Below are 21,259 nucleotides of genomic sequence, written 5' to 3'. Positions count from 1 at the left end.
ACCAGAAAGCCGGCCCCGCTGCCAGCGGGTCATGCCACCTGGGCGAGCGGGGCGCCGTGGCGGACGCGGTCGCGTCCGGCCGCCTTGGCGGCGAACAGGGCACGGTCGGCGCAGCGGTACAGCGCCTTCCAGTCGGTCTCGCGGCGCAGCGTGCCGGTGCAGGTGCCGATACTGGCGGTGACGATCAGGTCGAACGGCATCCGCTCCATGCGCAGCCGGTCGAGCACCGCGCGCGCGTCGAGCGGCGTATCGGCACGCACCAGCAGCGCGAATTCCTCGCCGCCGATCCGCGCGACCAGCGCCTCGGGCGTGGCGGCGGCGCGCAGCGAGCGGGCGATGAGGCGCAGCACCTCGTCGCCGCCGTCATGGCCGATCGTCTCGTTGATCCGCTTGAAATGGTCGATGTCGACGAGGATCAGCTGATGCTCGTCCTCGCGGCCGATCGCGCCGTCGAGGAAGGCGCGGCGGTTGAGCAGGCCGGTGAGCGGGTCGGTCGCGGCGAGCAGGCGGGCGGCGATCTCCTGCTCGCGCGCCGCGTCGCGCTCCAGGCTGAGCAGGCGGATGCGATAGGCGACGCCGAGCGACGACAGCGCCGCCTCCAGCGCCATCGCCAGCAGCGTCGAATTGTCGATCCACAATTGCCAGGCGAAGACGTTGAACGCCGCCAGGATGCGGACGCTGCCCAGCACCACTGGCGCGCCCCAGGCGAGGCCGAAGACCCACAGATAGTTGCTGCGCCGGCGATAGGCGCGGATCAGGATCGGGGCGAGCAGGGTGATGACGAACAGATAGCTCGAGGTGCTGATCAGATCGGTGAACGCGGCGAAGCGCGGGGTCAGTCCGGCGTAAGCGGCGGCGGCGAGCAGGACGAAGGCGATGACCGCGCTGCTGTACGGCCGCAGCCAGCCGTCGAACACGCGGCGTTCGAAGAAGGCGCGCGCGAAGACCAGTGCCGCGGCGGCGGAGCCGGCGAGCAGCACGTAATTGATCCGCTGGCGATCGTTGTTGTCGATGCCGGTGATCTGGCCGAGCAGCCCCGACGAGGTGAAGGCATAACCGAGCAAACACAGCACCATCAGGCAATAGGCCGGCTGGAACGCCTGGCGCAGCGCCGCCCAGAGCGCGAGATTGTAGACGAGCAGCGCGAGGCACATGCCGGCGAACGCCGCATAGAGCGCGGCCATCGTCATGTCGGCGGCGGCGGCGGCGTCGCGGTCGATCAGCGTCGGGCCGATCACCACGCCGCGGCGGTTGAGCGCCCCCTCGACGTGCCACAGCAACCGCACCGGCGGCGCGGCGTGACGCGGCAGCGCGAGTTCGATGATCGCACCGAGGCGCAGGTGCCGGCCGGCATTGGCGCTGGTGAAGCCGGTCCGGCGGATCGCGCCATCGGCATAAAGCACGTAAAGCGTCGCGCGCGTCTGCCACAGGCTCGCCTGGCGCACGCGCAGCGGCGCGTCGCCGGTGGCGGGCAGGGGTTGCGACAGCACCCAATAGTCGCCCGCGCCATAGGCGGTCTGCTTGCCCGCGCAGTCGAAGCGCTGCGGTTGGGTGAACAGCATCGCGGCGGTGCGGCCGTCCGCCTGACCGGTGGCGGGGAGGATGCAGGCGCGCAGCGGGACGTGGACGGCGGCGTGGGCCGGATCGGCGGCGAACGCGGTCAGGACCAGCAACAGGACGGTGAGGATCCATCGTATTGCGGGCGCGCTCGACATGAGCCGCGGGCTAGCAGTCGAGTGCAAACCATTGGTTAACAACAGGGTAAGCCGATTTGCCCGGTGGCGGCGATCGGGCATACCGGTGCCCGGGGAAAGATCGACGTTCAGCTCGTGGACTATCGCAATGCCCCCCCCTTGCGGGCAGGGCAATCGCATATGGACGCCCGTTTGAGCCTGTCGTCTTCCAAGCTTACCCCGTCACCCCGGACTTGTTCCGGGGTCCACCCTGCGGCGAGGAGAAAGGCTTGATTCGATTCCATTCCCTCACGGCCCAGTGGACCCCGGAACGAGTCCGGGGTGACGATCCTGCTAAGGAAATCGATCGAACCTCATCACCGCATCCATATGCGATAGCCCTGCCTTGGCGCGCGAGGAATTTGTGACCATGATCATCGGCTCCACCCGGGGAGGCATGCATGCAATCCATGACTGAACCGCGCGTCGGCTGCGGCGCGGCGATCGTCGTCGATGGCCAGATCCTGCTGCTGCGTCGGCTCAAGCCGCCCGAGGCGGGCTGCTGGGGCCTGTCCGGCGGCAAGATCGACCTGTTCGAAACCGCCGAAGCGGCGATGCGCCGCGAGGTTTCGGAGGAGCTCGGCATTACCGTCGGTGCTGCGGAGTGGCTGTGCTGGGTCGACCAGATCGATGCCGACGCCGGCACGCATTGGGTCGCGCCGGTCTATCACGTCCGCGACTTCACCGGCACGCCGCGCAATTGCGAGCCGACGAAGCATGAGGGACCGCGATGGTTCGCACTCGACGCGCTGCCCGAGCAACTGACCACGCCGACGCGGGTCGCCGTGGTGGCGCTGGGGGTGATCGGGGCATAGGGTAGCGTGCGCGCCTCCGGCGGCTGTCCCCGCAAAGCGCCGTGATATCGACGGATCAGCACCGTATTCCTGCGAAAGCAGGAACCCAGGGCCAAGCAGACAATACCTTACGGTACCCGGGACCCCTGGGCTCCTGCGTTCGCAGGAGCACTGGTCGGGTATCGCCCTTGCCGGGGTAAATCGAGCAAACCACCACCCGCGCGAGGACGTCCGCGTGACGCACAGTCTGTCGACCGTACGCCGCACTCCCCAACCAAAACGGGCCGGACTGTCGCCAGTCCGGCCCGCTCTGCATCATCATCCAAACCCTATTTGGCGTCGACCGGTTCGGCCTTGCCCTTCTTCTTGGGCTTCTTCGGCGCCGCGGGCTCGATGCCGAACGACAGCGCACCGTCCTTCATCCGCACCGTGACCTCGCCGCCATGGACCAGCTTGCCGAACAGCAGCTCCTCGGCGAGCGGCTGCTTGATCTTCTCCTGGATCAGGCGACCCATCGGCCGCGCGCCGTACAGTTTGTCATAGCCCTTCTCGGTGAGCCAGCTCTTGGCGGCATCGTCCAGATTGATGTGGACGTTGCGGTCGGCGAGCTGGAGTTCGAGCTGGAGGATGAACTTGTCCACCACCCGTGCAACCACCTCGGTCGGCAGATAGCCGAACGGCACGATCGCATCGAGCCGGTTGCGGAATTCCGGCGTGAACATCTTCTGCACCGCCTGCTCGTCCTCGCCCTCGCGGGTGAGATTGCCGAAGCCGACCGTCTCGCGCGCCATGTCCGACGCGCCGGCATTGGTGGTCATGATCAGGATGACGTTCCTGAAATCGACCGACTTGCCGTGCTGATCGGTGAGGCGGCCGTTGTCCATCACCTGCAACAGGATGTTGAACAGATCGGGATGCGCCTTCTCGATCTCGTCGAGCAGCAGCACGCAATGCGGATTCTGGTCGACCGCATCGGTCAGCAGCCCGCCCTGGTCGAAGCCGACATAGCCGGGAGGCGCACCGATCAGCCGGCTGACCGAATGCCGCTCCATATATTCGCTCATGTCGAAGCGCTGGAGCGGGATGCCCAGGATCGACGACAATTGCTTGGCTACCTCGGTCTTGCCGACGCCGGTCGGGCCGGTGAACAGATAGTTGCCGATCGGCTTCTCGGGCTCGCGCAGGCCGGCGCGGGCGAGCTTGATTGCCGAGGCGAGCTTCTCGATCGCGCTGTTCTGGCCGAAGACGACGCGCTTCAGATCGGTCTCGAGGCTTTCCAGCGCCGCCTTGTCGTCGGTGCTGACCGACTTCGGCGGGATGCGCGCCATCGTCGCGATCACCTGTTCGATCTCCTTGGCGGTGATCGTCTTCTTGCGCTTGTTGAGCGGCACCAGCATCTGCATCGCGCCGACCTCGTCGATCACGTCGATCGCCTTGTCGGGCAATTTGCGATCGTTGATGTAGCGCGCCGACAGCTCCACCGCCGACTTGATCGCATCGGGGGTGTATTTGACGTTGTGATGGTCCTCGAAAGCCGAGCGCAGGCCGGCGAGGATCTTGATCGTATCCTCGATCGTCGGCTCGTTGACGTCGATTTTCTGGAAGCGCCGCAGCAGCGCGCGGTCCTTCTCGAAGTGGTTGCGGAACTCCTTGTAGGTGGTCGAACCGATGCAGCGGATCGTGCCGCCCGACAGCGCGGGTTTCAGCAGGTTGGACGCGTCCATCGCGCCGCCGCTGGTCGCGCCGGCACCGATCACGGTGTGGATCTCGTCAATGAACAGCACCGCGTGCGGCAGCTTCTCCAGCTCGTTGACGACCGCCTTCAGCCGCTCCTCGAAATCGCCGCGATAGCGGGTGCCGGCGAGCAAGGCGCCCATGTCGAGGCTGTAGATCACCGCTTCGAGCAGCACGTCGGGCACCTCGCCCTCGACGATCTTGCGCGCGAGCCCTTCCGCGATCGCGGTCTTGCCGACGCCGGGATCGCCGACATAGAGCGGGTTGTTCTTCGACCGGCGGCACAGGATCTGGATCGTGCGATCCACCTCCGGCCCGCGCCCGATCAGCGGATCGACCTTGCCGATCTTCGCCTTCTCGTTGAGGTCGACGGTGAATTGCTTGAGTGCGCTTTCCGTCTTGCCCTTCTCCTGTCCCTTGGCGGGCTTGTCGTCCTCGGCGCCCTTGGGCGTCGTGGCTTCGGTCGCGGCGCCGCCCTTGCCGACGCCGTGGCTGATGAAGCTCACGGCATCGAGGCGGCTCATGTCCTGCTGCTGCAGGAAATAGACGGCATAGCTCTCGCGCTCGCTGAACAAGGCGACGAGCACGTTGGCGCCGGTCACTTCGTCGCGACCCGACGATTGCACGTGCAGGATCGCGCGCTGGACGACGCGCTGGAAGCCGCTGGTCGGCGACGGATCGGTCGCCGCATCGACCTTGAGCGCGTCGAGCTCGGTATCGAGATAATGCGCGACGGTGGTCTTGAGATCGCCGAGCTCGACGTGGCACGCCTCCATCACCTTGGAGGCATGTTCGTCGCCGATCAGCGCGAGCAGCAGATGTTCGAGCGTCGCATATTCGTGCCGACGCGAGGACGCGGCTTCGAGCGCCTTGTGCAGCGTGGTCTCGAGCGCGGGGGCGAAGGATGGCATTCAGATTACTCCAGTCGGGTCGCGGTGGGTCGCCGCGCCCTTTCCAACCATGTCGGTATCGCGGGCGTCCGCATCAAGCACTTGACGTCGCACCGTCGGCATCCTGCACGCGGCCGGTCGAGTGCCCTGCCGGTTCATCGCCGGAATAACGCGTCGGCGGTTGCGCGGTGGTTAACGGATCGCTCGCGCGCCAGCCGGGTCCGGACGATCTCGCCCTCCAGCGCGTCGAGCCGCGCGTCGAGCTCGGCGACCGACAGCGGATCGAGATCCTGCCGCAGCAGCTCGATCAATGCGTCATTGGGACGCGACGGGGCGTCGTCCGATTCCATCGTCGCATAACGTTGACCCCCGCCCGCACGATGTCAATAAGGCCGTCATGCCCGTATCTCCGCGGTCGGGCGAGCTACGGACAGGATGCGACCGGATGAGCGAAGTGCCCGAGACGATGCAGGCGATCGATCCGGAGGCGCCCGGCGGCCCCGAAGTGCTGACGCTGGTTGAACGGCCGGTGCCGCGTCCCGGTGCGGGCGAGGTGCTGATCCGCGTCGCCGCCGCCGGGGTCAACCGCCCCGACGTGCTCCAGCGCAAGGGCGGCTATCCGCCGCCGCCGGGCGCGCCGTCGATCCCCGGGCTGGAGATCGCCGGTACCGTCGTCGCGCTCGGTGCCGATGTCGATGACGCGCTGCTCGGCCAGCGCGTCTGCGCGCTGCTCGCCGGCGGCGGCTATGCCCAATATGCGGTCGCGCCCGCCGGCCAGTGCCTGCCGGTGCCCGCCGGGCTCGACATGATCGAGGCGGCGGCGATCCCCGAGACGCTGTTCACCGTGTGGACCAATCTGTTCGAGCGCGCCTTCGCCACCGAGGGCGACAGCGTGCTGCTGCACGGCGGCACCAGCGGCATCGGCACGATGGCGATCGCGCTCGCCAACATCTTCGGCCTGACGATCATCGTTACCGCCGGCTCGGACGCGAAATGCGCGCGCGCCCGCGAACTCGGCGCGACGCATGCGATCAACTACAAGACCGAGGATTTCGTCGAGCGGGTCAAGGCGATCACCGACGGCAAGGGCGTCACCGCGGTCATCGACATGGTCGGCGGCGACTACGTGCCGCGCAACCTGCAATGCCTCGCCGACGACGGCCGCCACGTCTCGATCGCGGTGCAGGGCGGCGCGCAGGCGACGATCCCGCTGTTCGAGATCATGCGCCGCCGCCTGACGCTGACCGGATCGACGCTGCGCCCGCGCGACACCGCGTTCAAGTCGCTGGTCGCCGACGAGATCGGCCGCACCGTCTGGCCGCATGTCGAGGCCGGCCGGCTGCGCCCGATCATCGATCGCGTCTTCCCGCTCGCCGAGGCGGCCGCAGCGCACGCCCGGATGGAAGAGGGCGATCACGTCGGCAAGATCGTGCTCACCGTCTGATCCGCGCCGGCGCCGGATACGATCGGGGCCCCGCCACCATCGGTGACGAGGCCCCTCGGCATGGTCGAAGGATCAGTTGCTGTCCGAATCGTCGTCGTCGCCGGTGGCGACCAGCACGCCGACGACGAGCGCGGCGAGAATGCCGATGCTGATCAGCGTGGTGCCGGGCACCAATGCGCCGAGGTGGCTCTTCGACGAAGCCGGCGCCGCGGCGCGGGCGACCGACAGGCTCGCCGCCGGATTGGCGGCCGGGGCGACGGGGGCGGCCGAGGCGGCGACGGGGGCGGCGAGCAATGCCGTTCCGGCGATCGCCGTGCGCAGGCGCTTGATCGTGATCATGTTGTTAACTCCCTTGTCTTTAAACGGTAACTTATTGAAATCTATCCGACGGACATGCGCCGCGGTTTGTGTTCGGAGGTCCTTTCCGATGCAAGTGGAATCTTGACCCGCGGCAGGTGCGGTTCCGTACCGCACGCGTCCTTACTGGCGAAACTCTTGCTCCCCTCGCCGCTTGCGTCCATGCCTGCGGTTCATCCCCAATGGATTGTCCCGCGCGCGTCATGACTCTTCCTCCCGCTTCTCCGCCCCGCTCCTCCCGCCGGGCGGGTTCCGCGCCGACGATCAGCGACGTCGCCAAACGCGCCGGCGTCTCGCCGATGACCGTCTCGCGCGTCATCAACGGCGAAAGCAACGTCCGCCCCGCCACCCGCGACCGGGTCAACGACGCGATCTCCGCGCTCAATTACGCCCCCAATCCCGCCGCACGCAGCCTGGCGGGGGCGGGGCCGTCGCGCGTCGGGCTGCTCTACAGCAATCCCAGCGCCGGCTTCCTCAGCGAATTCCTGCTCGGCAGCCTCGACCAGGCGAGCCGCAGCGACGTGCAGATCATCGTCGAGAAATGCGACCTCGGCGATCACGAGCTGGAGGTCGCGCAGCATCTGATCGACGGCGGCATCGACGGTATCATCCTGCCGCCGCCGCTGTGCGAGGCGCCGGCGCTGCTCGCATTGCTCGACGCGGCCAATATCCCGAGCGTCGCGGTCGCCACCGCGCTGCCCGCGGCGAGCCAGATGGCGATCCGCATCGACGATCGCGCCGCCGCGGCGACGATGACCCGGCATATCATGGACCTCGGCCATCGCCGCATCGGCTTCATCGCCGGCAATCCCAATCTCTCCGCCAGCGACCAGCGGCTGGAAGGCTATCGCGAGGCGCTGGCCGAGGCGGGGATCGCGATCGATCCGGACCTGATCGTCGATGGCCTGTTCACCTATCTGTCCGGCCTCGACGCCGCCGAGCAACTGCTCGGCCTGACCGACCCGCCGACCGCGATCTTCTCGTCCAACGACGACATGGCGGCGGCGACGGTGGCGGTGGCGCATCGCCGCGGGCTCGACGTGCCCGGCGACCTCACCGTCTGCGGCTTCGACGACACGACGCTGTCGACCGCGATCTGGCCCGAGCTCACCACCATCCACCAGCCGATCGCCGACATGGCGCGCGCCGCGGTCGCGCTGCTCGTCGGCACCATTCGCCGCCAGCGCGGCGGCGACGCCCCGCGTCATCAGGTGCTCGACTATACGCTGATCCGCCGCCAGTCCGACGCCCCGCCGCGGCGGCGGCCGCGCGCCAGCCTTTAGGTTGGATCGACGGTCCCGAAGCGCCTAGAAGAAGAGGAATGTTCGCGCGGAGGCGCGGAGGCGCGGAGATGGACCGGATAGGCGATGTGGTCCTGTCATCGCCGTCGTTCGATAGGAAGGACCGCAGATCGGGCGAGCGCAACACCTCCGCGCCTCCGCGTGAACGTCACCTCGGCTCGTGCGAACCGGCGGCGCGGACCTCGATTGGTCGCGGCGGCCGGTTATGGGTTGCGTCGCGGCGCGCAAGCGTAGACGGTGCCGGGCAGGGCGGATGAAGGTGACACGCTAGGCTATGGCGACGCAGGCAGCGCCTCTCTTGGACGCCGCGACGCATGCGCGGCGCTGGATCACGGATTATTGCGCGCGCACCACCGCGGGCGACGTGCTGTGCGGCAGCGACGACGCCGCCTGGGCGGCGATGTTCGAGGAACTCGCCACCGTCGCCTCCGACGACCTCGACCACGTCCGCGAGCGCGTCCGCCGTCACGCCGCCGACATCGGCATGGGCTTCCGCATCATCGGCGAGGCGGACGAGCGGCCCTGGCCCGTCTCCCCCGTGCCGCTGCTGATCGCGGCGGACGAATGGGCGCAGATCGTCCGCGGCGTTACCCAGCGCGCCGCGCTGATGGAGACGGTGATCGCCGACCTCTACGGCCCCGGCCGGCTGGTCGAGCGCGGGCTGATCCCCGCCGCTCTGGTCACCGGCAGCCCCTATTTCCTGCGGCCGATGGTCGGGCTGGAGCCGCAGGGCGGCCGCCACCTGCATTTCATCGCGATCGATCTCGGCCGCGGCCCGACCGGCGAATGGCGCGTGCTCGCCGATCACCTGCGCGCGCCCGCCGGCGCCGGCTATGCGCTGGAGAACCGGCTCGCGGTCAGCCGCACGCTGGGCGGCCTGCAGGCGCGGATCAACGTCCAGCGCCACGCGCCCTTCTTCGCCGCCTTCCGTGCCGGCATCGCCGCGATGTGCCGCCGCACCGACCCGCGTATCGGCCTGCTGACGCCGGGCCGGTTCAACCCGAGCTATCCCGAACAGGCGCATCTCGCGCGCTATCTCGGGCTGTTGCTGGTCGAGGGCGCCGATCTCGCCGCGCTCGAGAACCAGCTCTACGTCCGCACCATCGCCGGCCTCAAGCGCGTCGATGCTCTGTGGCGGCGCGTCGATCCGCGCATGCTCGACCCGCTGGCGTTCGATTCGCATTCGCAGATCGGCGTGCCGGGGCTGATCGATGCCTATGCCGCGGGCAATGTCGTACTCTCCAACGCCCCCGGCGCGGGCGTGCTCGAGGCGCCGGCGTTCGGCGCCTTCCTGCCGCAGCTCGCGACGCGACTGTGCGGCGAGAGCCTGCATCTGCCCAATATCGCGACCTGGTGGTGCGGCCAGCCGTCCGAGCGCGCGCGCGTCGAGGAAGACCTCGACCGGATGCTGATCGGATCCGCGTTCGGCCCGGTGCCGCTCGGCCTGCCCGGTGGCCGTACGATGCCGGGCGCCGAACTCGACGCCGGCCAGCGCGCCGCGCTGCTCGCCGACATGGAACGCCGGCCTCAGGATTATGTCGGGCAGGAGATCGTCCGCCTGTCGACCATGCCGGTGGTGATCGACGACCGATTGGTGCCGCGGCCGTTCACGCTGCGCGTCTTCGCTGCGCGCGACGGCAATGGCGAATGGACGGTGCTGCCCGGCGGCTTCGCGCGGATCGGCGAGGCGACCGACCCGCGCGCCAGCGTGCTTGGCGAGGGGACGTGGTCCGCCGACGTCTGCATCCACGGCGCCGACACGGTCGAGCCGGTGTCGCTGCTCCCCGCGCCCGATTCGCATCAGGTCCGCCGCAATCCCGGCACGCTGCCGAGCCGCGTCGCCGATAATTTCTATTGGCTCGGCCGCTATCTGGAGCGCGGCGAGGCGCTGCTCGCGGCGATCCGCGTCATGCTTGGCAATTCGATCGATGCCGATGGCGGCGCGGCCTTGTCCTCGGCGACGGTCGGCAAGCTCGTCGGGCTGATCGCCGGCGGCGGCGCGGCGCCGCATCCCGCCTCGCTGCGCCGCGCCGACCTCACCGGTTTCGCCAGGACCGCGATGGAGGACGAGGGCTGGCATTCGGTCGCGACGATCAACCGGCTCGCGCGCGGCATCGGTGAAGGCTCGCGCGACCGGCTGTCGGCGGACATGGTACGCCTGCTTGAAGCGCCGTTCCCGACGCATCGCGGCATGCTCGATCGCGCCGGCTCGCTCCAGCGCCGCTATGTCGCGATCGCCGGCCTGTCGGCGGAGCATATGGGGCGCACCGCGGCATGGCGGTTCCACGATCTCGGCCGCCGCGTCGAGCGGGCGATGGCGATGACGCGCGCGCTGCGGCTGTTCGGCATGCCGGGGGCGACCGCCGACGATCTGTCGACGCTGCTCGACCTCGCCGACAGCCAGATCAGCTATCGCCAGCGCTATCTGACGGGAATCGCGCGCGTCCCCGTCGTCGACCTCGTCGCGCTTGATCCGGGCAATCCGCGCAGCCTCGCCTATCAGGCGGAGCGGATTGGCGAGCGGCTGCGCGACCTGCCGGTGCTCAGCGACGACGGCATGCCCGAACCGCAACAGGCGCACGGCCGCAGCCTCGCCGCCGCACTGGCGATGACCACCGCGGCGACGCTCGATGCCGACGTGCTCGGCGACCTCGAACGGCGGCTGGCGCAACTGTCGGAAAGCGTCGCCCGCCGCTATTTCCTGCAGGGCGCCGAGCCGCTGCGCGAAGGCGGGCTGACGCTGGCATGAGGGCGATGCAGTACGGCGGATGGGGGGCGGAACCGGTCCACTTACACTTCGTCACCCCGGACTGGTTCCGGGGTCCACCGGGCCGCAGGCGCGCGCTTCCGCCTCAAGCCATTCTCCTCGCCGCGGAGTGGACCCCGGAACCAGTCCGGGGTGACGGGGAGGGGCAGGCAAGCGATCGCCCCAAGCCAGTCGTCACAAGCCCGTATTCCGCGCACCGGACAGAAACGGCATGATCGGTGAAATGCTCTACGATATCCGCCACATCACGCGCTTCGACTATGGCGGCAATGTCAAGTTCGCGCGCTGCAACCTGCGGCTGAAACCGATCGACTGGCCGGGGCAGAGCCTCGAGGAGTATGCGCTCACCGTCGAACCGGTCGGCCGGCTCAGCCCGGCGCGGGCCGAGGCGGGACTCGCCAACGTCACCCGGCTGGTGATCGATACGCCGGTGCGCAGCCTGACGATCGAGAGCCGCTCGCGGATGCGCGTCGACCGGCTGGTGCCGGTGGCCTCGCCCGACGACCCGACGCTGGCCGAGGTCGCGGCGCTGGCGCGCGCCAGCCGCGACCTCTCCGCGGCGAGCCCGGCCAATTACCTGTTCCCGTCGCCGCTGATCCCGCTCGATCATGCCATCGCCGCTTATTGCGCGCCCGATCTCGACCCGGCGCGCGGCGCGCTGGAGGCGGGGATCGCGCTCGCCCGGCGCATCCAGGACGATTTCACCTTCGATGCGACCGCGACGCTGGTCGACACGCCGCCGCACGAGGCGTTCCTCAAGCGCAAGGGCGTCTGCCAGGATTTCGCGCAGATCATGATCACCGGCCTGCGCGCCGCCGGCCTGCCCGCCGCTTATGCCAGCGGCTATATCCGCACCATCCCGCCCGCGGGCCAGCCGCGGCTGGTCGGCGCGGATGCGACGCACGCCTGGGTGCTGTTATGGTGCGGGCCGGTGCACGGCTGGGTCGGGCTCGACCCCACCAACGGCATCTGGATGGCGGGCGACCATATCGTCATGGCGGTCGGCCGCGACTATGCCGAGATCGCGCCGGTCGACGGCGTCGTGCTGGGGTCGCAGGCGCAGAACATGGCGGTGAGCGTCGACGTCGCGCCGCTGGCCTCCGACGTCTGATACACTTCCCCCGTTCGCCCTGAGCCTGTCGAGGGCAGGTGGGACTCACCGTGCTTCGACAAGCTCAGCACCAACGGGGGAGGGGGTATCGTGCAAGGCGCTGCCCCTCACAAATCCGGCAACACCTGCTCCGCCACGCCCCAGCCCGCCAGCGCCCGCGACGTAGCGCGCTGCAACAGCTCATCGGCATCGCGCACGCCCCAGCGCGCCGCGGTGTCGATATCGCGCAGCTCGGTCCACGACACCGGCGCCGCGACCGGCGCGCCGGGGCGCGCGCGTGCCGAATAGGGCATGATCGCGGTGCTGCCGCGCTGGTTGCGCAGGTAGTCGATGAAGATCTTCCCCTTGCGCTTCGCCTTGGTCATCACCGCGACGTAGCGGTCGGGCTCGGCCGCCGCCAACGCCCGCGCGAAGCGATCCGCAAAGTCCTTCACCGCCGGCCATGCCGCCTGCGGCGTCAGCGGCACGACGACGTGGACGCCCTTGCCGCCCGACAATAATGGAAAGCTGACCAGCCCCAGTTCGGCGAGCTGCGCGCTGACATGCTCCGCCGCGCGCTTGGTGTCGGCGAAGTCGAGCCCCTCGTCGGGGTCGAGGTCGATCACCAGCCGGTCGGGCTTTTCCAGATCGTCGATCCGCGATCCCCAGCCGTGGAATTCGATCGTCCCCATCTGCACGCAAGCGACCAGCCCGTCGGCATCGTCGACATAGAGATAGGGCTGCACCGAGCCGTCCTTCTCCTTGACGTCGACATGATGCACCGTGTCGCCGAAACTGCCCGCGTCATGCTTCTGGAAGAAACATTGCTTGGCCCGCCCCTGCGGACAGCGCACCAGACTGACCGGCCGCCGCCCTGCCCAGGGCAGCATGATCGGCGAAAGTTGCGCATAATAATCGGCGAGCTCGCCCTTGGTGACGTCGCTCTCCGGAAAGATCACGCGGTCGCGGCTGCTGACCTTGATATGCACCTCGGGCGCCGCAGGTGCGGGTTCGGCGATCTCCGCCACCACGTCCGCCGCCGCCTTGTCGCCGCGCAGGCCGAGGAAGCTCGAATGGCGCAGCACCTTGTCCGGCGTCACCTCGGCGAAAGCGATTTCGGCGACGAGTTCTGGCTTCACCCATTTGGCGCCGCGCAGCGCCGCCTTGAACGGCTTGATGCTCTCCGCATCGACCGGCGGCGTCTTGATCGCGAGCCCCGCCAGCCGCTCCGCGAGGTCGTCCATCATCGCCTGATCGAAACCGGTGCCGACCTTGCCGGCATAACGGAAGCCGCCATCCTCGTGCAGGCCGAGCAGCAGCGACTTGAAGCCGCGCTTCTTGTCCGACGGCGTCCAGCCGATGATGACGAACTCCTGCCGCCGCGTGCATTTCGCCTTGAGCCACGTCCGGTTGCGCTTGCCGGCATAAGGCGCGTCGGCGCGTTTCGACACGACGCCCTCCAGCCCCTCCTTGCACATCGCCTCGAACAGCGCCTCGCCCGAACCGAGCACGTGCTCGGCGAACTGGAGGCGCGGCCCGTCGGTCAGCATCGCGCGCAGCCGGTCCTTGCGTTCGACGGTGGTCAGCGCCGCCAGGTCCTCGCCATCCAGTTCGAGCAGGTCGAAGGCGAACAGCGTCATGTCGCCGCCGGCCGAAATGGCGCCCTTGAGCGTCGAGAAATCGGGCCGTCCGTCCTTGAACGCGACGATCTCGCCATCGATCAGCGCGCTGTCGACGGGCAGCGCAGCGGCCGCCTCGGCGATCGCGGCGAATTTGTCGGTCCAGTCGAGTCCGCTGCGCGTGAAGACCTTCGCCTCGCCCCCGGCGACCGCGACCAGCGCGCGATAGCCATCATATTTCACCTCGTGCAGCCAGCCGGTGCCCGCGGGGACGGCGTCGACCAGGGTGCAAAGCTGCGGTTCGCGGAACGTCGGCAAATCCTCCCCGGCACGGGGAGGGGGACCGCGGCGCTTTCGCGCCGTGGTGGAGGGGGGCTTGCCACGGACGCTGCGCTTTCGGCCACCCCCCTCCACCAGCTTCGCTGGTCCCCCTCCCCGTGCCGGGGAGGATTTGGGTGGCTTGCCCGCGGCGATCTCCGCCATCGTCCGGCCCGTATCGACGCTGGTCAGCGCCTCCTCGACCAGCGTATCGGTGCCGCCGGCATAGGCGTCGTCGAGCTTGCGCAGCAGCCAGTTCTCGCGCTTCTCCTTGGCGCGCGGCTTCAGCCGGATCAGCAGCCATTCGCCCTTCATCCGCTCGCCGTCGAGCGTGAAGTGGAGATGCCCCTTGTCGATATCCTTGGCCGATTTGCCCGCCACCGGCGCCCAGGTGCCGCGATCCCACAGCATCACCGTGCCGCCGCCATATTCGCCTTTGGGGATCGTCCCCTCGAACGTCGCATAAGACAGGGGATGGTCCTCGGTGCGCACCGCCAACCGTTTCTCGTCGGGATCGAGGCTCGGCCCGCGCGTCACCGCCCAGCTCTTGAGCACCCCGTCGACCTCAAGCCGGAAGTCCCAGTGCAGCCGCGTCGCGTCATGCTTCTGCACCATGAAGCCGTTGCCGTGGCCCGGCGCCAGCGTCCCCGCCGGCTCGGCGGTCTTCGCGAAGTCGCGCTTGGCGTTATAGCGTTCGAGCGGATCAGGCACGTTTCTTCGCCGGCGCCTTCCTGGCCGGTGCCTTCTTCGCGGGCGCCCCCGTCTCCGCCTTGGTCTCCGCGTTGGCCGCGCCCGATTTCTCCATCGACTTCTTGAGCGCCGCCATCAGGTCGACGACGTTGCTCGACGTCTTGCCGCCGTCGTCCTTCTCCTCGATCACCTTGGCGCCCTTCGCCTTGCGCTTGCGCTCGACGAGGTCCTTCAGCGCATCGACATAGCGGTCGTGGAATTCCTGCGGATCGAACGCCGAGGTCTTCTTGTCGATCAGCGCCTCGGCGAGGTCGAGCAATTCGGCGTCGGGCTTGCCCTCGGGGATCTCGCGGAAATAGCTCTGCGCCTTGTTGACCTCGTCGGCATAGCGCAGCGTCTCGAGCACCAGCCCGCGACCGCAGGGTTTCAGGCTGACGACATATTCGCGCCCGCGCATCGCCAACTGCCCCAGGCCCACTTTCTTGGTCCGCCGCAGCGCCTCGCGCAGCACGATGAACGCTTCCTCGGCGAGATCGTCCGCCGGCACGACGAAATAGGGTTTCTCGTAATAGAGCACGTCGATCTCGCTCGCGTCGACGAACTGGGTCAGCTCCAGCGTCTTCTTCGATTCAAGCTTCACCGCGTCGATCTCGTCCTGCTCGAGCAGCACGAACTCGCCCTTCGACACCTCATAGCCCTTCATGATCTCGTCGGTGTCGACCGGGCCGACGCCGGTGACGATCTTCTCGTAATGAATCGGCTGGCCGGTCGGCTCGTGGATCTGCTTGAACGCGACCGACGCGCCGCTTTTGGTGGCGGCATAGATCTCGACCGGGATCGACACCAAAGCGAGCCGGATCTGTCCTTGCCAATAGGCGCGTGCGGGCATGTGTGGGTCTTTCCGTTGCGGAAGCGATTCAATCCGCGGGCCCGGGAGTCGTTCCGCCGAGGTCAATCCTCCCCCGGCGGGCAGGGCCATCGCATACGGGCGTTCGAGTGGGTCTATCGCTTTCCAAGCCTACCCCCGTCACCCCGGACTTGTTCCGGGGTCCACTCCGCGGCGAGGAGAGCGGTTTGATTCGAGGCCGTTTCCCTGCGGGCCGGTGGACCCCGGAACGAGTCCGGGGTGACGAATCTGATGAGGAAATCGATCAAACCTCATGACCGCAACCATAGGCGATAGCCCTTCCCCGGCGGGGGAGGAATTGATGGCTGCATTTCCCGTTGCATCAACATGCGCTAAGGGCAGCGCATGGCTGACGACCCCTTTGCGCTGTTCGACTCCTGGTACGCCGAGGCGCGCGACAGTGAGATCAACGATTCCAACGCGATGGCCTTGGCCACCGTCGATGCGACGGGGCAGCCGTCGGTGCGCATGGTGCTGCTCAAGGGCCATGGCCCGGACGGCTTCGTCTTCTACACCAACCGCGAAGGGCGCAAGGCCGCCGATCTCGCCGCGGTGCCCAAGGCGGCGCTGCTGTTCCACTGGAAGTCGCTGCGCCGCCAGATCCGCATCGAGGGACCGGTAAGCCTGGCCAGCGACGCCGAATCGGATGCCTATTTCGCCAGCCGCGGCCGCGATTCGCAGCTCGGCGCTTGGGCGTCCGACCAGTCGCGCCCCCTCGACTCGCGCGAGACGTTCGAGGCGCGGGTCGACGCCGCCAAGGCGCGGTTCGAAGGCCGCGACGTCCCGCGCCCGCCGCATTGGGGCGGCTATCGCGTCACCCCGCATGCCATCGAATTCTGGCAGGACCGCGCGCATCGCCTGCACGAACGCCGGCTGTTCACCCGCGCCGGCGACGGCTGGCGCGAAGGGTTGCTGTTCCCATGACGCGCGACGAACAGCGCCGGCTTCTGCCGCTGGCGACGCGCGCCGCGCTCGCCAGCGTGGCGATGGCGTGCTTCCTGCTCGCGCTCAAGGGCTTCGCCGCCTGGCATACCGGTTCGGTGGCGATGCTCGGCAGCCTTGCCGATACCGCGCTCGACCTGCTCGCCAGCCTCGTCACGCTGTACGGCGTCCGCCTCGCCGCGACGCCGGCGGATCACGACCATCGCTTCGGCCACGGCAAGGCGGAGGCGCTCGCCGCGCTGTTCCAGGTCGCGCTGATCACCGCCTCGGCGGCGGGCATCGCGTGGCGCGCGATCACCGCATTGTCCGAGAACGGACCGACCGCCGACGCCGAATTCGGCATCGGCGTGTCGATCGTCGCGATCGGCGCGACCATCGTGCTGCTCTGGTACCAGCGCCAGATCATCCGCCAGACCGGCTCGGTCGCGATCATGGCGGACAACATCCACTACCAGTCCGACGTGCTGCTCAACGGTTCGGTCATCATCGCTTTGGTGCTCGATCAATATTTCGGCTGGCACAAGGCCGATCCGATCCTCGGCATCGTTATCGCCCTGTGGCTGGCCTGGGGCGCGTTCCAGGCGTCGTCCAACGCCATCGACCAGCTGATGGACAAGGAATGGCCCGACGACGAGCGTGCCGCCTTCCTCGACGTCGCCGCGCGTCAGCCGGGGCTGAAGGGCATCCACGACTTCCGCACGCGCCGCTCGGGCAGCCACGATTTCGCGCAATTCCACATGGAGGTCGACCGCGACCTCACCGTCGGCGCGGCGCACGACATCGTCGAATCGGTCGAGCGTAACCTCCGCCGCACCTTCCCCAAGGTCGAGGTGCTGATCCACCTCGATCCCGAGGGCCATGTCGACACCGACAATCCGCTGGTCGAGGCGGACGTCACCCCCCATTGGTTCGGGAAACGCCTGTGAGAATACCGTTCGCGCAGATCGACGCCTTCGCCGACGCGCCGTTCGGCGGCAATCCCGCCGCGGTGATGCCGCTGTCGCAATGGCTCGCCGACGACGTGCTGCAGGCGATCGCCGCGGAGAACAATCTGTCGGAAACCGCCTTCCTGATCCCCGATGCGAGCGGCGAGGCGGATTTCGAGCTGCGCTGGTTCACGCCGGGGCATGAGGTGCGGCTGTGCGGTCATGCCACGCTGGCGAGCGGCCATTTCGTGCTGTCGTCGGACACCGACCGCACGCAGGTCCGCTTCCGCACCCGCCGGGCGGGCGTGCTGACCGTAATGCGGGAAGGCGCGGGCTATACGCTGGCGCTGCCGGCGTGGAAGCCCGAACCCCGGCCGCTGCCCGAGGTCGTCGCGGCGCTGGGCGTCACCGATGTGGTCGAGACCTTGTGGCGCGAGGGGGGGTACGGCGTGATCGTGCTGGAGTCGGAAGCCGCCGTCCGTGCCGTCCGCCCCGACCTGCGCGCCCTGGCGGCGACCGGCGACCATCAGGCGATCGTCACCGCGCGCGGCGAGACCGCCGCGGTGGTCAGCCGCATGTTCGCGCCCGGCGCGGGCGTCGACGAGGACCCGGTGACGGGCTCGGCGCATGCGGTGATCGTGCCCTATTGGGCGGAAAAGCTCGGCACCGACCGGTTCGCCGCCTATCAGGCGAGCGCGCGCGGCGGCGCTTTGTCCTGCCGGCTGGAGGGCGACCGCGTGGTGCTCGGCGGCGCCTGCGTGACGGTGATCGAGGGAACGTTCCTGCTGCCGTAGATCCGCCTTCGCTGTGGCGTTCCCCCAAAGTCTGTCATCCCCGCGAAGGCGGGGATCCAGACGCGCAGGTTCCCGATTGAGCCGCACCGTCAGCGTTTATGGATCCCCGCCTCTGCGGGGATGACGGAACTGGGGTGGACGCGTAGGCGCGCACCGGTCGGTCTGCTGATCGGGCGGCGAATACGTTGCCGCTGGCGTCCGCACCATCCCTCCTGTCGTCATCCCGGCGAACGCCGGGACCCATGGACACGATGTCGCGGATGGTAGTGTCCCTCATCAGCCGCCCGCAACCATGGGTCCCGGCGTTCGCCGGGATGACGAAGCGGGCAAGGGTGTCGCACGGCGAAGGGAGCGGTGCGTTGAGCGCAATACCTCCCCCCAATCTCCGAATGCACCCCTCGCGCGCTACCGCCCCCGCCGCTTGGTCATCGGATCGGGCTTGACCGGCTTCACCCAGCCTTCGGGGGGCACCACCCGCGACTGGCTCGTGCCGAGCCCCATCGCGCCCGGCCGCTGCCGCTCCAGCCCGGCCGGATCGACATCCTCGCCACCGGCGCGCAGCAGGCTGATCCGGTCGCGCAGCCGCCCCGCCGTCTCGAAGTCGAGCGCCGCCGCGGCCGCCTCCATCTCCAGCCGCAGGGCCTCGATCGAGACGGTCACGCCGCCGCCGCCTCGGCCAGCGCCGGTTCGGTCGCCGCGATCCAGCCGCCGCCGAGCACGCGCTCGCCCGCATAGAGCACCGCCGCCTGGCCCGGCGCGACGCCATATTCGGGCGCGGCGAAGCGCAGCCGGTCGCCATCGAGCCGCGCCGGCACCGGCTTGGCCATCGAGCGCACCTTGGCGGTGATCGGGCCGGCATGATCGCCGCCGATCCAGTTGAGGCCCGTCACCTGCGCCGCCGCCACCGCCAGCGCCGCGCGCGGGCCGACCACCACCTGCCGCGTCGCCGCATCGACGCGCACGACGTAGAGCGGCTCGGGCGTGCCGCCGATCTCGAGCCCGCGGCGCTGGCCGACCGTGAAATGGATGATGCCGCGATGGCTGCCCAGCCGCCGGCCGGCGAGGTCGACGATGTCGCCCGCGGTATCCGCCTCGGGGCGCAGCTTGCGCACCAGCCCGGCATAATCGCCGTTGGGGACGAAGCAGATGTCCTGGCTGTCGGGCTTGGCGGCGACGCCGAGGCCGAGTTCGGCGGCGATCTCGCGCACCCGCGCCTTGGGCAGCGCGCCGAGCGGGAAGCGCAGATAGTCGAGCTGCGCCTGCGTCGTCGCGAACAGGAAATAGCTCTGGTCGCGCGCCGGATCGGCACCGCGATGCAGCTCCGCCCCCGCCGGACCGACGACGCGGCGGACATAATGGCCGGTCGCGAGGCAATCGGCGCCGAGGTCGCGCGACAGGCTCAGCAGGTCGGTGAACTTCGGCCCGGTGTTGCACTGGACGCAGGGGATCGGCGTCTGCCCCGCCAGATAGGCGTCGGCGAAGGTGTCGACCACCGTCTCGCGGAACCGCGTCTCGTGGTCGAAGACGTAATGCGCGATGCCGAGCCGGTCGCACACCGCGCGCGCGTCGCGGATGTCGCGCCCGGCGCAGCAGCTGCCGGCACGGCCCGTCGCCTCGCCATGGTCGTACAGTTGCAGCGTGACGCCGATCGTCTCGGCGCCGGTCTGCGCCGCCAGCGCCGCGACCACCGAACTGTCGACCCCGCCCGACATCGCCACGACGATCCGCTTGCCGGTAAGCGCGTCGCCGAGCTGGAAATCCACATCGTCCATCCGGCCATCATACCCGGTCCGGCGGCGAACCGCAAAACAGCTACGGTTAACATCGGCTCACATAGGTTCGCACAAAAGTGACGGCGGCTTTACCCCGCCTTCATTGCTCGCCGCTACAAGGGAGGTTCGAACAGGCAACACGAGTGGATCAGCGTTGGACCTCAGCTTTCCAGGCTTCGACAGAAATACGGAGGTCACCAAGCTTCCGGGCGATCTGGCGGTGCTCATGGTCGGGATCGCCGCACGGCAGACGGCGTCGCCGACCGCCGTCGCGCAGGCGCGCTTCGGCCGGATCGGTCATCCCTCGCGTTTGCTGCAGCCGCTCGACGGCGCCTTCAACGGTCCGACCGCGGCGCTGCTTGCCCAATGGAGGGACGGAATTCCGCGCCCGGAAGAATGAAACTGCCGTTAACCTTGGCGTGCAAGGCGATCTTCAAGACCGTTCGCTAAGGTTCAGTATCGCGTTTGAGAGGGGGCCCCCAGCCCCGATCGAGGTTGAGTGATGATCGAGAACCAGAAAATCCGTCCTGCCAAAGTGATAGGCCCGCTCGGCGAGTCGCTCACGCTGGATTCGCTGCCGCCGCCGTCGACGACGCGCTGGGTGGTGCGGCGCAAGGCGGAAGTGGTCGCGGCGGTCAACGGCGGTCTGCTGACCGTCGACGAGGTCTGCGCGCGCTATGGTCTGACGGTCGAGGAATTCGCCAGCTGGCAGCGCGCGATCGACCGCTCCGGCATGCCCGGACTGCGCGTCACCCGCATCCAGCACTATAAATCGCTATACGAGCGCCAGCAGAAATATTGAGCGATCCGACGCCCCTGGCGCCCTAAAAACGAAACGCGTGCGGAACATTGTTACGGGGTTGAGAGTCTTTCCGAGCGGAGCCCACGGCGGGCACAACGGAGGGACCTATGGGTATCATTCTTTGGCTTATCATCGGCGGTGTCATCGGCTGGCTGGCCAGCATCATCATGCGCACCGACGCCCAGCAGGGCATCTTCCTGAACATCGTCGTCGGCATCGTCGGCGCGTTCATCGGTGGCCTGATCCTGTCGGGCGGTTCGATCAACAATCAGCCGCTCAACATCACCTCGTTCCTGGTATCGCTGCTCGGTGCGGTGATCCTGCTTGCGATCGTGAACCTCGTGCGTCGCGGTAGCGTCCGCTAAGACGTTCGCTTCGT

The 21,259-nt window shown here is 68.5% G+C and carries 19 protein-coding genes; 11 read left to right on the top strand and 8 right to left on the bottom strand.

Going from position 1 to position 21,259, the window contains the following annotated elements; translation table 11 throughout:
- Window positions 1-29 precede the first annotated feature (29 nt).
- Window positions 30-1,715 (bottom strand): GGDEF domain-containing protein, encoded by a 1,686-nt coding sequence (locus AC07UH_RS17150; RefSeq protein ID WP_495181264.1) that lies wholly within the window; start codon window positions 1,713-1,715, stop codon window positions 30-32.
- 428 nt (window positions 1,716-2,143) lie between these two features.
- Between AC07UH_RS17150 and AC07UH_RS17145 the strand changes: the two genes are divergently transcribed.
- Window positions 2,144-2,548, top strand: coding sequence for an NUDIX domain-containing protein (locus tag AC07UH_RS17145; protein ID WP_495189935.1), 405 nt, complete (start codon window positions 2,144-2,146; stop codon window positions 2,546-2,548).
- A gap of 308 nt (window positions 2,549-2,856) precedes the next feature.
- On the opposite strand, the gene clpA is transcribed toward AC07UH_RS17145, so the two are convergent.
- Together clpA and AC07UH_RS17135 are read right to left on the bottom strand one after the other, a co-directional pair.
- On the bottom strand, window positions 2,857-5,172 hold the full coding sequence (clpA, locus tag AC07UH_RS17140; RefSeq protein ID WP_038665433.1) for an ATP-dependent Clp protease ATP-binding subunit ClpA: 2,316 nt from the start codon (window positions 5,170-5,172) through the stop codon (window positions 2,857-2,859).
- 134 nt (window positions 5,173-5,306) lie between these two features.
- Window positions 5,307-5,501 carry a DUF1192 domain-containing protein gene (locus tag AC07UH_RS17135; protein ID WP_495181266.1) on the bottom strand — a complete coding sequence of 65 codons (195 nt, stop codon included), beginning with the start codon at window positions 5,499-5,501 and terminating at the stop codon, window positions 5,307-5,309.
- Window positions 5,502-5,596: 95 nt separating this feature from the next.
- Between AC07UH_RS17135 and AC07UH_RS17130 the strand changes: the two genes are divergently transcribed.
- On the top strand, window positions 5,597-6,595 hold the full coding sequence (locus AC07UH_RS17130) for an NAD(P)H-quinone oxidoreductase (protein ID WP_171009487.1): 999 nt from the start codon (window positions 5,597-5,599) through the stop codon (window positions 6,593-6,595).
- A 72-nt stretch (window positions 6,596-6,667) separates the two neighbouring features.
- On the opposite strand, the gene AC07UH_RS17125 is transcribed toward AC07UH_RS17130, so the two are convergent.
- Complete coding sequence (locus AC07UH_RS17125) at window positions 6,668-6,934, bottom strand: hypothetical protein (protein WP_495181267.1); 267 nt, start codon at window positions 6,932-6,934, stop codon at window positions 6,668-6,670.
- Between the two features lie 221 nt (window positions 6,935-7,155).
- Between AC07UH_RS17125 and AC07UH_RS17120 the strand changes: the two genes are divergently transcribed.
- From AC07UH_RS17120 to AC07UH_RS17110, 3 genes are all read left to right on the top strand, one after another.
- Window positions 7,156-8,235 carry a LacI family DNA-binding transcriptional regulator gene (locus AC07UH_RS17120; RefSeq protein WP_081974566.1) on the top strand — a complete coding sequence of 360 codons (1,080 nt, stop codon included), beginning with the start codon at window positions 7,156-7,158 and terminating at the stop codon, window positions 8,233-8,235.
- Window positions 8,236-8,527: 292 nt separating this feature from the next.
- Window positions 8,528-11,002 carry a circularly permuted type 2 ATP-grasp protein gene (locus AC07UH_RS17115; protein ID WP_495181268.1) on the top strand — a complete coding sequence of 825 codons (2,475 nt, stop codon included), beginning with the start codon at window positions 8,528-8,530 and terminating at the stop codon, window positions 11,000-11,002.
- Window positions 11,003-11,243: 241 nt separating this feature from the next.
- A complete protein-coding gene (locus tag AC07UH_RS17110) occupies window positions 11,244-12,131 on the top strand; it encodes a transglutaminase family protein (RefSeq protein ID WP_495181327.1) in 888 nt (295 codons plus the stop codon).
- 107 nt (window positions 12,132-12,238) lie between these two features.
- Here the strand turns inward: AC07UH_RS17110 and ligD are convergent, their stop codons facing one another.
- Together ligD and ku are read right to left on the bottom strand one after the other, a co-directional pair.
- Window positions 12,239-14,758, bottom strand: coding sequence for a DNA ligase D (ligD, locus tag AC07UH_RS17105; protein WP_495181269.1), 2,520 nt, complete (start codon window positions 14,756-14,758; stop codon window positions 12,239-12,241).
- Window positions 14,751-15,626, bottom strand: a complete 876-nt coding sequence (gene ku / locus AC07UH_RS17100; protein WP_495181270.1) for a non-homologous end joining protein Ku — start codon at window positions 15,624-15,626, stop codon at window positions 14,751-14,753. The genes ligD and ku overlap by 8 nt, the downstream gene beginning before the upstream one ends.
- Window positions 15,627-15,989: 363 nt before the next feature.
- On the opposite strand from ku, the gene pdxH reads away from it, so the two are divergent.
- The 3 genes from pdxH to AC07UH_RS17085 are packed head-to-tail and all read left to right on the top strand — an operon-like array spanning window position 15,990 to window position 18,306.
- On the top strand, window positions 15,990-16,568 hold the full coding sequence (pdxH, locus tag AC07UH_RS17095; protein ID WP_495181271.1) for a pyridoxamine 5'-phosphate oxidase: 579 nt from the start codon (window positions 15,990-15,992) through the stop codon (window positions 16,566-16,568).
- Entirely contained in the window at window positions 16,565-17,512 is a 948-nt protein-coding gene (locus AC07UH_RS17090) for a cation diffusion facilitator family transporter (protein WP_495181272.1), read from the top strand. The genes pdxH and AC07UH_RS17090 overlap by 4 nt, the downstream gene beginning before the upstream one ends.
- Window positions 17,509-18,306, top strand: a complete 798-nt coding sequence (locus tag AC07UH_RS17085) for a PhzF family phenazine biosynthesis protein (RefSeq protein WP_495181273.1) — start codon at window positions 17,509-17,511, stop codon at window positions 18,304-18,306. The genes AC07UH_RS17090 and AC07UH_RS17085 overlap by 4 nt, the downstream gene beginning before the upstream one ends.
- Window positions 18,307-18,711: 405 nt before the next feature.
- On the opposite strand, the gene AC07UH_RS17080 is transcribed toward AC07UH_RS17085, so the two are convergent.
- Window positions 18,712-18,966 carry a UvrB/UvrC motif-containing protein gene (locus AC07UH_RS17080; RefSeq protein WP_081974480.1) on the bottom strand — a complete coding sequence of 85 codons (255 nt, stop codon included), beginning with the start codon at window positions 18,964-18,966 and terminating at the stop codon, window positions 18,712-18,714.
- Entirely contained in the window at window positions 18,963-20,078 is a 1,116-nt protein-coding gene (mnmA, locus tag AC07UH_RS17075; protein ID WP_495181274.1) for a tRNA 2-thiouridine(34) synthase MnmA, read from the bottom strand. The genes AC07UH_RS17080 and mnmA overlap by 4 nt, the downstream gene beginning before the upstream one ends.
- A 154-nt stretch (window positions 20,079-20,232) precedes the next feature.
- Here mnmA and AC07UH_RS17070 point away from each other — a divergent pair, with 154 nt between their 5' ends.
- From AC07UH_RS17070 to AC07UH_RS17060, 3 genes are all read left to right on the top strand, one after another.
- On the top strand, window positions 20,233-20,478 hold the full coding sequence (locus AC07UH_RS17070) for a hypothetical protein (protein ID WP_038665457.1): 246 nt from the start codon (window positions 20,233-20,235) through the stop codon (window positions 20,476-20,478).
- Window positions 20,479-20,580: 102 nt separating this feature from the next.
- Window positions 20,581-20,880 (top strand): CtrA inhibitor SciP, encoded by a 300-nt coding sequence (gene sciP, locus AC07UH_RS17065; RefSeq protein WP_037531838.1) that lies wholly within the window; start codon window positions 20,581-20,583, stop codon window positions 20,878-20,880.
- A gap of 107 nt (window positions 20,881-20,987) precedes the next feature.
- Window positions 20,988-21,245, top strand: coding sequence for a GlsB/YeaQ/YmgE family stress response membrane protein (locus AC07UH_RS17060; protein ID WP_038665458.1), 258 nt, complete (start codon window positions 20,988-20,990; stop codon window positions 21,243-21,245).
- Window positions 21,246-21,259 lie beyond the last annotated feature (14 nt).

Source organism: Sphingomonas sp. GW821-FHT04B01 (genome assembly GCF_059420425.1).
This window is presented reverse-complemented; position numbering and strand designations above follow the sequence as displayed.